13 protein-coding genes are annotated in these 11,778 nt (G+C 31.7%); 1 reads left to right on the forward strand and 12 read right to left on the reverse strand.

The genetic code is table 11. The features are described 5' to 3' along the window. Positions 1–8 precede the first annotated feature (8 nt). The 12 genes from Q0V67_RS05740 to Q0V67_RS05795 form a co-directional block, all read right to left on the reverse strand. Positions 9–1,898 (reverse strand): molybdopterin biosynthesis protein, encoded by a 1,890-nt coding sequence (locus tag Q0V67_RS05740; protein ID WP_297597881.1) that lies wholly within the window; start codon positions 1,896–1,898, stop codon positions 9–11. Next, positions 1,888–3,096: a molybdopterin molybdotransferase MoeA gene (locus Q0V67_RS05745; protein ID WP_297597883.1), complete on the reverse strand. Its 1,209-nt coding sequence runs from the start codon at positions 3,094–3,096 to the stop codon at positions 1,888–1,890. Before Q0V67_RS05745 ends, Q0V67_RS05740 begins: the two co-directional genes overlap by 11 nt. After that, a complete protein-coding gene (tatC, locus tag Q0V67_RS05750; protein ID WP_297597885.1) occupies positions 3,096–3,806 on the reverse strand; it encodes a twin-arginine translocase subunit TatC in 711 nt (236 codons plus the stop codon). Before tatC ends, Q0V67_RS05745 begins: the two co-directional genes overlap by 1 nt. After that, on the reverse strand, positions 3,803–3,994 hold the full coding sequence (locus tag Q0V67_RS05755) for a twin-arginine translocase TatA/TatE family subunit (protein ID WP_185874759.1): 192 nt from the start codon (positions 3,992–3,994) through the stop codon (positions 3,803–3,805). Before Q0V67_RS05755 ends, tatC begins: the two co-directional genes overlap by 4 nt. Positions 3,995–4,005: 11 nt before the next feature. Next, positions 4,006–4,728, reverse strand: coding sequence for a formate dehydrogenase accessory sulfurtransferase FdhD (fdhD, locus tag Q0V67_RS05760; protein WP_297597889.1), 723 nt, complete (start codon positions 4,726–4,728; stop codon positions 4,006–4,008). 18 nt (positions 4,729–4,746) lie between these two features. Next, the gene (locus tag Q0V67_RS05765; protein ID WP_297597890.1) at positions 4,747–5,271 is read right to left on the reverse strand and encodes a hypothetical protein; all 525 of its coding nucleotides are present in this window, start codon (positions 5,269–5,271) and stop codon (positions 4,747–4,749) included. Between the two features lie 24 nt (positions 5,272–5,295). Further along, entirely contained in the window at positions 5,296–7,404 is a 2,109-nt protein-coding gene (locus Q0V67_RS05770; protein WP_297597892.1) for an aldehyde ferredoxin oxidoreductase, read from the reverse strand. Between the two features lie 19 nt (positions 7,405–7,423). Further along, complete coding sequence (locus tag Q0V67_RS05775) at positions 7,424–8,071, reverse strand: ferredoxin-like protein (RefSeq protein ID WP_297597895.1); 648 nt, start codon at positions 8,069–8,071, stop codon at positions 7,424–7,426. Further along, the gene (locus tag Q0V67_RS05780; RefSeq protein ID WP_297597897.1) at positions 8,072–8,677 is read right to left on the reverse strand and encodes an ATP-binding cassette domain-containing protein; all 606 of its coding nucleotides are present in this window, start codon (positions 8,675–8,677) and stop codon (positions 8,072–8,074) included. 1 nt (position 8,678) lies between these two features. Continuing rightward, positions 8,679–9,308, reverse strand: coding sequence for an ABC transporter permease (locus Q0V67_RS05785; protein ID WP_297597899.1), 630 nt, complete (start codon positions 9,306–9,308; stop codon positions 8,679–8,681). A 1-nt stretch (position 9,309) separates the two neighbouring features. Continuing rightward, positions 9,310–10,098, reverse strand: coding sequence for a substrate-binding domain-containing protein (locus Q0V67_RS05790; RefSeq protein ID WP_297597901.1), 789 nt, complete (start codon positions 10,096–10,098; stop codon positions 9,310–9,312). A gap of 88 nt (positions 10,099–10,186) precedes the next feature. Further along, a complete protein-coding gene (locus Q0V67_RS05795) occupies positions 10,187–10,699 on the reverse strand; it encodes a nitroreductase family protein (protein WP_297597903.1) in 513 nt (170 codons plus the stop codon). Positions 10,700–10,842: 143 nt separating this feature from the next. Here Q0V67_RS05795 and glsA point away from each other — a divergent pair, with 143 nt between their 5' ends. Then, positions 10,843–11,760, forward strand: a complete 918-nt coding sequence (glsA, locus tag Q0V67_RS05800) for a glutaminase A (protein WP_297597905.1) — start codon at positions 10,843–10,845, stop codon at positions 11,758–11,760. Positions 11,761–11,778: the final 18 nt, after the last annotated feature.

An 11,778-nucleotide genomic window follows, 5' to 3' on the forward strand; every position in this document is an offset into this window, starting at 1 on the left:
AACTCTTTTTAAATAACAATAACTTCACCTGAATTTATAGCTGAATATCCATCTAAATCGTTTATTTTATTTATAAAATAATCCGATTTTAAAAATGCTATAAATTCCTTTATTTTATCTGAATCTATCATTTTAGGATTAACTAAAAAATCATAATCTTCATCTAATATTGGAATAAAATCTAAATCTGCAATAACTGCGGCCTCTTTTATTCCTAAGCCTACATCTGAAGTTCCACTTTTTATAGCCATTGCCACTTCTAAATGTGTATTTGCTTCTCTTGCATAGCCATTTAAAGTTTCACTTGCTATACTCTCTTTTTTTAATAAAAAATCTAAAAGAATTCTTGTTCCTGATCCTCTTTGACGGTTAACGTATCTCAAATTTTGTGAAATAATATCACTTATATCTTTTATACCAAGAGGATTACATTTTGTAACCATCAATCCTTGAACACGTTTAACACCCTTTATCAATACCATCTCTTCTGCTGGAAAATATTTTTTTACTGCTGGGATGTTATATACTCCGGATTCATCATCCAATATATGTATTGGAGCTATATGAGTATTTTTTTGTTTAATTGCTAATACTCCTCCAAAACTTCCTGTATGAGTTGAACATAATTTTATTTTATCACCGATTAAATCCATTATAACATCATGGCTTCCAACAGATATAAGGTAATCTTTAATCTCTTTTAAAGGCTTTAAAAGTTTAATTTTTACAACCTCTCCACCTTTTATTCCTTCAACTTCTTTTGGAATTTCTAAAATTCCATCCGCTTTAGAAAGACTAGTTGTAATTCCTGCTCCTCTAGCTAAGGGGTTTACTATATACTTGCCTTCCGAGTAATTTAGTGTAACTCTTACAAGTTCTTTATGCTTCAAAGATGAAACAATTGTTTTAGATAAAACACCTTCTACAAAAGTATCCTCTTTAGATATTTGTGTCAATTTTTCCATTAAAGGTTTAATAAAAATATCCATAGCTAAAAATGCTGAAACTGGATATCCTGGTATTCCAATCACAGGTTTACCATCCACATTCCCTAATATTGTTGGTTTCCCAGGTTTTATTGCTACACCATGTACAACTACTTCTCCTAAATCCTCTATTACACTTTTTGTGTAATCCTTGCTTCCTGCCGATGATCCTGCATTTATCAATATTAAATCAAAATCTTTTATAATTAAACTTAAGTTTTCTTTTATACAGCTCAAATTGTCCTTCAATTTTGGTAATATCTCTGGTATTCCACCCCATTCCTTTATCTGAGCTGAAAAAACATATGAATTACAGTCAATCACTGATTTTTCTTTATAGTCTTCTTTAAAAATATCTATAACCTCATCGCCTGTTGCTATTATAGCTACTTTAGGTTTTTTTATAACAAATATTTCAAGAACTCCAGCAGAAATTAAAGCTCCTAAATCTTGAGGTGCTATTTTATGATTGGATTTTATAATCATTTCACCTTCTATAATATCTTCACCTACAGGTCTTATATGCTGCCATGGTCTAGAACTTTTAATTATTTTATATAATCCGTTTCCTACCGAAATAACCTCTTCAATCATTATTACACTATCTCCAATGTTATAATCTATTGGATTTCCAGTATTTACAAATATAAAATCTTCATTTTCTTTTAAATAGATTGGATTAACTTCTGAAGCTTCTGCTGTTTTTTCAGCGAATATCAATATTCCATCCATTGCACTAGCTGAATATGTCGGTGAGCACCTTTTAGCAAAAACTGCCTTTGAAGTAACTCTCCCTATTGAATCTAATACTGATATTTTTTCATCTTGAAGGTCTATTTCCAAACTTTTAAAAAATATGCTCAATGCTTTTTCAACATCAATATTATCGATGTATACATTTCTATTTTCCATTTAATATAACCTCCACAATTTCTCCAGCATACAGTCCCTCTTTATAATCAGGAATAGATATAAATCCACATGCATCCAAAACAGGTCTAATCATTGAAGCCTTACTTTGAAAAGGTTGAACTTTTATTCCATCTTCACTGTATACTAAGCTTACATTTATAAAACATGTTTTTCCAGGATCACCATATAAATTTTCAGTTAATTTTCCTAAAACTACTGTTCTAGGTCTATTTAAAAATATTTTTTCTACTAAAACTCTAAAAACATTTACTCCTGATTGAGGGTGTCCTGGCATTCCAAATATAAACTTATCTTTATAGGTGGCTACAATCGTTGGTTTTCCAGGCTTTATTGCCATCCCATGTATAAATATCTCTCCACCTATATTTTCAATTGCTTTTTCTGTAAAATCTTTCATCCCTACAGAACTTCCACCAGAAATTAAAACTACATGTGATTTTTCTGAGGCATCCTTTAAATTTTTTGATAATAACTCTAAATTATCCCTAACTAAAAATTTATGAACTACCTCTCCTGCTCCTTCCTCTATTAAAGAGCTAAAAATATGGGTATTTATATCATATACTTCTCCAACTTTTAAACTGCTTCCAATAGGGACAACTTCATCTCCTGTTGATATTATAGAGAATTTTATTTTTTCATACACTTCTATCTCTTTTCTTCCAATAGAGGCTAAAACCCCTATATGTCCAGAAGTTATTCTTTCCCCTTTAGAAATAATCTTTTGATTTTTTTGAATCTCACTTCCTTTTAAAATAAGATTTGAATAATTTGAAATACCTTTATTCACAAGAATCTCATCACCTAAAGGCTCACAATCCTCTATCATTACAACTCCGTCTGCACCCTCCGGAAGCATTCCTCCAGTAGGTATATATATACAACTTCCACCTTCTATTATATGCTCACTTTTTTTACCCATTACAACAGTACCTTTTAAACTTAAAGGTACTGGAGAAAATTCACTAGCGCCGAAAATATCTTTTACTTTTACAGCATATCCATCTACTGTCGATCTATTAAATGAAGGTAAATTCAACTCGGAATATATATCTTCAGCTAAAATTCTTCCTAGTGAATTTTCCATCTCTATTTTCTCTGTTTTTAATACAATACTATTTTTATTTGATATCTCTTTGAAAGCCATATCTAAGCTTACTGTTTTAAAAAATTTCATTAATCCTCCTGATATTTATTTATCAACCAGCAAATTCCTATACTAAGTTGTAATAATAAGATCATAGGAACTGCTAACATTATTTGAGAAACTATATCTGGTGGTGTCATTATTGCAGCTATTATAAATATTATCAATATCATTACCGGTTGTTTCTTTTTTAATGTTTTTGCTTTTATTAGTTTTAATTTTGCTAGTAGTGCAGCTAAAACAGGCATTTCGAAAACAATTCCAAAAGTAAATATAATACTTAAAACAAAATCTAAGTATGATCCTACCGATATCATTTGGGCTATTTCTTCAGTTTGAAACTTCTGAAAAAACTCTAACATTGTTGGCAAAACTACTTTATAAGCAAATAGTCCTCCAGTCATAAAAAATAAGAGTCCTGCTACAAATGTTCCAATAATACCTGCTCTTTCTTTTTTATATAATCCTGGAGAAACAAAAATCCAAACTTGAAGAATTGTTATTGGCGATGCTATGATAACTCCAGCTATTAAAGATATCTTTAAATAAGCTAAAAATAATTCTGGTGGTGTTAAATAAACTAGTCTCATATTTCTATTCATATCTAAAAATAACTGAACTAATTTATTTGAATACTCATAGCAAACAAAAGTTAATATTAGATTTGCTACAACTATTATTGTTAATCTTTTTCTCAACTCTGCTAAGTGTCCAAGCATAGTTAAATTATTTTTTTTCACTTTTTCTCCTCATCTTTTGGAGGTGTATTTGGATCTATATCCTTTGTAATATCATTTGCATGCCCTTTAAACTCTTTTATTGCTTTTCCTAAAGACTTTCCTATTTCAGGTAATTTTGATGGTCCAAAAATAACTAGTGCTATACATAAAATTAATATTAATTCAAATGGTCCTAATCTTCCAAACATTTTTTTCTCCTCTATTTTTTTATTCTATTTTCATACGTATAAATAACAGGATTCAAACTCCCTATTCTCCCTATTAAGCATATCCCAAGCTTCTCTGCTAATTCTACCGATAAACTACTTGGAATACTAAGAGAAGCTACTACAGGTATTTTAGCTCCGACAGCTTTTAATACCATATCTAAAGATAACCTTCCTGTTGTTACTATCACTGATTTCTCTAATAAAAATTCTTTATTTATAGCAGCACCAATCACTTTATCAACAGCGTTATGTCTCCCTATATCCTCCCTAACTAAAAATTCACCTTCAGGACTTCCTATTCCTGCACAATGCATTCCACCGCTGGTTTTATACATTACTGCGCCATCCATCATATCTCTTGTAATCTTTTTTATTCTATCCATATCTATAGTTTTATTAAAAACAATGGCCTTTTTATCCATTAATTTTTCATCAAAAAGAGCTCCACTTCCACATCCACTTAAAACTACTTTTGGAATTGTAAAAACTTCATCCTCTATTTTTCCAGATACAAATGCTGCTATCATTTTTAAATCTTTACAAGCTGCAATACTCATAATTTCACTTTTATTTTTTAAAATTCCTCTTGTGTAAAGGTGTCCCACTGCTAAATCTGTTAAATCGCTTGGAGTACACATAAATGTCACTAATTTCTCACCATTTACCTTCATTTCAACAGGAGCTTCATCACATACATTACTTTTTTTTATCATAATTTCTACTCCCAATTTTTACGGATTTTCAAACTGTCCAACTTCAATCCACTCACACAGTCCTCTTGCATGACCTTTTGTCATATGAATATCTGAATATAGATATACTGCACCATTAGATGATAAAACTTTTTGTATATCTTTAAACTCTTCTGAAGCTTCAATTTTTTTAAATATCTCTTCTAACTCTTGATCATTTTTCTTAAATGGATTTAATTTAAAAACTTCTAAAGCTGTTGGTCTTGGATAAATTTTAGACTCTTTTCTTACATAATCTGAAATTGTCTTCTCTATATTTTCGTCTTTTAGCTTAAATATAACTTCTGCGTAAGCATCACTCATATAATCTATTGAGTAATAAAAACTATCATTTATTCCAATAATTTCTTGAATGTCAGAATACTCTTCAGAACTTAAAATCTCCACTAAAAGTTTTTCTATTTCAGGAGCCTCTATATTTAGAGACCCCCTTAATAGTTCTAATTTACTTACCAATTCACCAACTTTAGAAGAGTTTCTTATATGTTCTAAAACTCTTTTCATTTTATACTCTTCCTTTTTAATTTATTATGCAGGCAATAGGTTAAGTTTTGCAAGTTGGTTAGCTACATCTCCCAAACCTAGTCTTTCCAATGTTATTCTTGTCGGAGCGCCTGTTTTCTCATCCCATCCCATCTCTTTATAGAACATTGTAAGTGCAACTTGCATATCTTCTCTCTCCATCTTGTCTGTTCCTGGTGTAAATGCCTTCATGTCGGCATCTTTATCAAATACCCAATCAGTCATTCCATCATGTTCATTTCTCATATCAATAGTGTTCATATTCTTTACTGTTAACGCTCTATGAAGAGTAAATATTCTTTCAGCAGCTAAATCTAAATTTTGTTCTGTGTAATTCTCTCCTGTTATAACAGTCATAAATTTAGCTTCTAGACCTAGGTCTCCTCTATAATTTCTAGATTTATGAGGCGATACTGTCATTGGCCACATCCAGTTACAAAGAGTTAACGAATCATGTAAACAGTTCTTTGTAATTGCCCATTTTGCAAGTCTTGCTTTGTACTCATTCATCGGAGTATAGTTAAGTGGCGGATCTATTCCATCTGGAGACCCAACAATTTCAGCGACTATTTCTTTTTGAATCTCTATTGGCAATCCACTTCCTACTAAATTTACTAGAGTATGACTCTGAGCATCTCTATTAAACATACAGCTAATTAATGCTCCAACTTGTCCATTTGTTTCGTTTGAGTGGTGCTTAGGGAATCCTAATTTTGACCATAATCCATATTTAACATTATTCCAGTAATCATCTCCAAAATCCCATCTTTTCGCTACCCAATAAGCTCCATCTCCAAGGTGACCTAACTCTCCCTCTTTGAAAGCTATTCTTCTATAAAAATCTATTAAGAATGCCGGATCTTTCTCTTCTAAAAGGTTCCAAGGAATCGAGTTATATTCATCAGCTGGAAGAACCTTTTTAAAGATTCCACTCTCATACCCATGCTTTAAATCTGTTCCTAAAAGTCCGTAGTTACACCATACTCCATAATCATCAGCTAAAGAAGCTCCTATAGCTGCTGCGAACATTCCCCCATCACCTTTTTCTTCAATATCTTTATTCCCTTTAAACATAACCCTTTGAGGAGAGAAATATCCCATACATGAGTTTGCTACATAAGGAGATAATCCATACTCTTCTAATTTTGGAATTCTAAGCTGACTCATACATCTAATTGGACAAGATTGGCATCCGCCCATTCTAACTGTATATTTTTCTGCTGATGGTCCTAAATCAAATGTAGCTTTCATAGTTCTATATCCTACTCTATTTACATCTCCTGCTGCTGCTATCCCTGTTTCTATTGGACCTCCCTCTGCCGCTCCCCAAGTTAATCCTTCTCTTGCTGTCCATCTACTTCCTTTGTGATGGAATTCAGCCCAAGGTTGAGGAGTACTTGGAACAACATGCTGATTGTTTGCTCCTATTAAATCTTTCATCATGTAGTTATTTAGTTTTAGTAAATCTCTACCTTTCCCTGCAATATTAACAGCTTGGTTTCCCTTTACTCCAATAGCTTTTAACATTTTAGAACCAAGAATTCCTCCATGTCCTCCTGCCGAGTGACTAAGTCCATTCATGATAACAGAAAGATTAACCATATTTTCTCCAGCTTGACCTATTGCAGCAATTGATGAGTCTTTTCCCATTAAAGCTGCCAGTTGTGCTGTTGTATCTTTTATTCCCTTACCCCAAACTTTTGATGCATCTTCTAAAGTAACTTTATCGTTATCTATTTTTAACCATACTGGTCTATTTGATTTCCCTTCTATTATTATTGCATCATATCCCGCATATTTTAATTGAGCTGCAAAATTTCCACCCATATGTGAATCTCCTACTGCATTATAAGGATTTGATGGAAATAATGAGGTAATATTTGTTCTAGAACTTGAAGGAGCTCCTGAACCTGTTAGTGGCCCTATTGCAAATACAATTTTATTTGCCTCATCAAAAGCCTTTGTTCCAGACGGAACCTCATCAAAGATAACTTTATATCCTATTCCCATTCCACCTATTAAATCTTTATATTTAGATGTTTGCTCTATTGTTATTTTTCCTGTTGTCAGGTTTACTCTCAGTATTTTTCCTGCCCATCCGTATGATTTATCCATTTATTTCTTATCCCCCTTATTATCTCTTACTAAAAAAATGTGCCTTGCTTATATCTTCCCAAGGAATTACAGACAAAGCATTGGTAGGACACGCTTTTGCACATGCTCCACATGTCACACATTTTGTTGCTTGACTTGTTTTTGAATCTATAGTTGGTAAACTCCATGGACATGCCTCTGTACATGTTCCACAACCTACACATTTATCTTTTACAACAACTCTTGCTCCAGTATTAGGATCTGCTATAATTGCATTTTTAGGACATGCATTTGCACAGAATGGTTCTCTACACTGTTTACACGTCACAGGAGCCATCTTAAGATTCCCCATCTGCCCATCTTCATATTGATAGTTCATTTTTGGTCCCGATGTTCCAAAGTTATAATTTTCACTAACTTTAATTCTAGATAAAAATGGTTGAATCTTTCCATCATTTTGAAGTGTACATGTTATTTCACAACGTTGACACCCAGTACATTTAGATCTATCTACGACCAATAACCCCTGCGGTAAAGCCGTAGCTGCTAGTGCTTCCTCTCCAAAACCAAACATTGAAAGAATCGAGGATGTCACAGCGAATCCCGCTATTCCTTTCCCGGTAAGTTTTAAAAACTCACGTCTTGTAGCCTCTTTATCAAAGACTTTTTTAACTAAATCTTTAGACATTTATGTCCCCCTTTTTAATAATTTTGCTTCATCTATCTCTAGTAATGTATCACTGATTCTTCTCGCTTGATCGTGATCATGCGTTATAATTACTATTAATTTCCCCATTTTTTTTAGTTCTAATAAAATCTCTTCTACAAGAAATGAGCTTTTTTTATCTATACTTGCTGTTGGCTCATCTAAAAAAATACAGTCTTTCTCGTAAAGAACAGTTCTTATGAACTGAACCTTTGCTTTTTCTCCTCCCGATAAACTATTTATCGATGCTTTTTTTAAATAATCTATTTCAAATTTTTTTAAAAGCTTCTCTAGCTTATCAGTTGAAATTTTTTTTTTACATAGTTTAAAAGGTTCAGTCAAATTGTACCAAACATCACCTTTAAAAAACATTGGTTCTTGAGGAGATAAAATTGTATTTTCTCTCTCAATCTCCAGCTTTCCCTCATCTAAACTCACAATTCCACTAAGAATTTTTATAAGTGTAGATTTTCCTGCTCCATTTTTTCCTATAACTGAATATATCTTACCTTTTTCAAAAGTAAAATTTGGTATATCCAAAATAAGTTTTTCTCCATAATACTTTTTTAGTCCCATTACTTTTATCAATTTATCTCACCATTTTTATCATATAATTTATCAAATAAGAAATTATAAATAATACTAATGCTATTATTAATGAACTATCATAATTTCCCATTGAAGTTGATAATGCTATATAGGTTGTCATCACCCTAGTATGACCTTTTATATTCCCACCCACTAGCATTACAGAACCTACCTCTGATATTCCTCTTGCAAATGCAACCAGAAATACTCCTAAAAATTTAGTATTTAACTCCCTAAAGAAAACTTTTTTTATTTCCGATTTTGGAATATGTAAAAGTTTACACATTGTAACAATTTTTTTTCCATCATTTTCTAGAATCTCTGAACACAGAGTTATAACTAACGGTAATAATAATAAAAATTGAGCTATTATAATTGCCGATGGAGTAAATAGTAGATTCAAGGGTCCCAAAATCCCTTTTCGAGATAACATTAAAAGCACAACTAAACCAAATATTATCGTTGGAACTCCTGTTAGTGCCCTACAAATCTCCAATAGTTTTTTATTCAATGGATTAATTTTTAAAAATAACCATAAACTTATAAAAAATCCTAATAGAGAGCTAAAAACACTCGATAGACCACTAACAAATAGAGATAATACAATTATTTCAACTATCTCTTTATTCACATTATTTACCTACAAAGAACAGTGGTGTTCCAAATTCTTTTGTTCCAAAATTTTTCATAATTTCAGTTGCTTTATCAGAGTTCATAAACTCTACAAATACTCTTATATCATCTTTTTTTGAAGCCTCAACATTTGATAGCTCTAAAATTGAATAAATATTTTTTAGAGGTTCTTTCTCATTTAAAGCAACCTCTTGTAGATTAAATTTATCTTTAACTTTTAAAAATGTTCCACTATCTGAAAGAGTAAATGCTTGTAATTCAGATGTTAAATTAAGTGTTTTTGCCATCCCTAATCCTGCTTCTTTATAATTTCCAAAGTTTTTATCCACGCCTGAAGTCTTCCACATAGAAAGTTCTTTAGAATGAGTTCCTGACTTATCTCCTCTTGAAATAAAAGTTAAATTTTCAGTTGAAATCTTTTGTAGCACTTCATTTAAATCTTTTGAATAACTTGTCAAATCTCTCTCTCCATTTGTAACAACTACAAAGTAATTATACATTAAAGGATGTCTTTTCGCTCCAAATCCATCTTGTATAAATTTCTCTTCCCTTCCCGGATCGTGTGTGAAAAGAATATCAACATCACCTCTTTTCCCAAGTTCTAGCGCCTCACCAGTTCCTTTTGCAATCCATTTCAATTCCACACCTTTTTCATCTTTTAAGACTTTTGATACCTCTGTTAAAAAACCAGTATCATCTAAAGATGTCGTTGTTCCCATTAGGATTTCTCCAGCACAAATATTTATCCCCGCCAATAACATGGCTAATCCAACCAATTTTTTTCTCATTATTCCCTCCTATTTTTGGTTTTCAACGACAAATTATACTACTATACTACCTATTTTTACAACTGTTTTTTATTCAAAATGAACTATTTTAATATTTTTCATAGTGAATTCTATCATTAACAACCTGAGATAATTCATATCCTTCTTTTATCTCATCAGGATATCCAAATGTCATTATTGCAAGCACTCCATATTCCGAAGGTATCTCTAAGACTTTTTTTATAATTTCTTCACTGTTAATATCATTATTGTCCACTCTCCCTCTCACTTGCATCCAACAAGAACCTATTCCCATATCCCAAGCCTTGAGCTGCATCAATGTTAATGCTACCGAACAATTTTCTATCCAAGTGTCACTTTGGCTTTTATCAGCTATAACAACTATAGAAAAACTTGCATCTAAAAGCATATTTTGAATATTTTTTTTATATTCACTCAATTTTTTAGCTACCTTCTCATCATTTATTATTATAAATTCGATAGCTCTCTTATTTCTGCTGCTTGGTGCAAATAGTGCTACTTTTAAGATCTCTTGAATCTCATCCTGTGTCACCTTTTTTTCAGTATATTTTCTTATTGTTCTTCTCGATAAAAATTTCATATCTACTCCCCCTATCCATATTATTTTTTTTATTATATCAGTATATTTCAAAACTATAGGTATGAATTTATAATTTTTTTTGATATTTTTCTTTTTTTTATATATAATTAGATTAGCATACAATATTCAACATAGGAGGAGCTATGAAAAATTTTTTAGATGGTATAATTAATCGTAATAAATATATTTGTGAAAACGGAAAGGTTGCCGACTATATTCCGGGACTTTCTTCAGCTAATAAAAATCATCTTGGCATATGTATAATTGACAGTGATGGAACTCTTTTAAAATCTGGGGATTCCGAAATTAAATTTACAATCCAAAGTATATCTAAACCGCTCACTTTAATGCTAGCTCTTTTAGACAGAGGTGAGAAATATGTATTTTCAAAAGTTGGGATGGAACCTACTGGCGACGCTTTTAACTCTATTAGAAAATTAGAGACTGGAAGAATGAGAAAACCCTTTAATCCTATGATAAATGCAGGAGCTATCGAAATTTGTTCAATGATAAAAGGAGGATCAGGAGAAGAGAAATTTAATAGAGTTTTAGATTTTTTTAAACTTATTTCTGAAAATCCAAACTTAGAAGTAAATGATGAGATCTATCAGGGTGAAAAAGAAACCGGTAATAGAAATAGATCTATGGCTTATTTTTTAAAAGGTGAAGGATTAATCAGCGGAGATGTTGAAGAGGTTTTAGATATTTACTTCAAACAGTGCTCTATTGAGGTCACTGCTATCGATTTAGCAAAAATTGGTCTTTTCTTAGCCAAGGGAGGAGTTTTATCTTCTGGTGAAAGAGTAATTAGCGAACATATTGCAACAATTGTAAAAACCCTCATGGTTACTTGTGGTATGTATGATGGTTCCGGTGAATTTGCAATTAAAGTTGGCATCCCTTCAAAATCTGGTGTAGGGGGAGGTATTCTTTCCGTTGTTCCTGGACAAATGGGTATAGGTGTTTTTGGCCCTTCCCTTGATCAAAAAGGAAACTCAATCGCTGGAATATCTGTTCTCGAAGAGATTGCTGAAAACTTTAAATTTAGTATTTTTAATTAATTTTATAAACTAGGAGAA

Origin of the sequence: uncultured Cetobacterium sp. (genome assembly GCF_947072685.1) — a bacterium.
In the GTDB taxonomy this organism is placed as follows: domain Bacteria; phylum Fusobacteriota; class Fusobacteriia; order Fusobacteriales; family Fusobacteriaceae; genus Cetobacterium_A.

Bases quoted from the DNA above. Each gene is read 5' to 3' on its own strand.
- Q0V67_RS05790 (WP_297597901.1), bottom strand. From the start codon at position 10,098: ATGAGAAAAAAATTGGTTGGATTAGCCATGTTATTGGCGGGGATAAAT.
- Q0V67_RS05770 (WP_297597892.1), bottom strand. From the start codon at position 7,404: ATGGATAAATCATACGGATGGGCAGGAAAAATACTGAGAGTAAACCTG.
- glsA (WP_297597905.1), top strand. From the start codon at position 10,843: ATGAAAAATTTTTTAGATGGTATAATTAATCGTAATAAATATATTTGT.
- Q0V67_RS05740 (WP_297597881.1), bottom strand. From the start codon at position 1,898: ATGGAAAATAGAAATGTATACATCGATAATATTGATGTTGAAAAAGCA.
- Q0V67_RS05765 (WP_297597890.1), bottom strand. From the start codon at position 5,271: ATGAAAAGAGTTTTAGAACATATAAGAAACTCTTCTAAAGTTGGTGAA.
- Q0V67_RS05755 (WP_185874759.1), bottom strand. From the start codon at position 3,994: ATGTTTGGAAGATTAGGACCATTTGAATTAATATTAATTTTATGTATA.
- Q0V67_RS05775 (WP_297597895.1), bottom strand. From the start codon at position 8,071: ATGTCTAAAGATTTAGTTAAAAAAGTCTTTGATAAAGAGGCTACAAGA.
- fdhD (WP_297597889.1), bottom strand. From the start codon at position 4,728: ATGATAAAAAAAAGTAATGTATGTGATGAAGCTCCTGTTGAAATGAAG.
- Q0V67_RS05795 (WP_297597903.1), bottom strand. From the start codon at position 10,699: ATGAAATTTTTATCGAGAAGAACAATAAGAAAATATACTGAAAAAAAG.
- Q0V67_RS05745 (WP_297597883.1), bottom strand. From the start codon at position 3,096: ATGAAATTTTTTAAAACAGTAAGCTTAGATATGGCTTTCAAAGAGATA.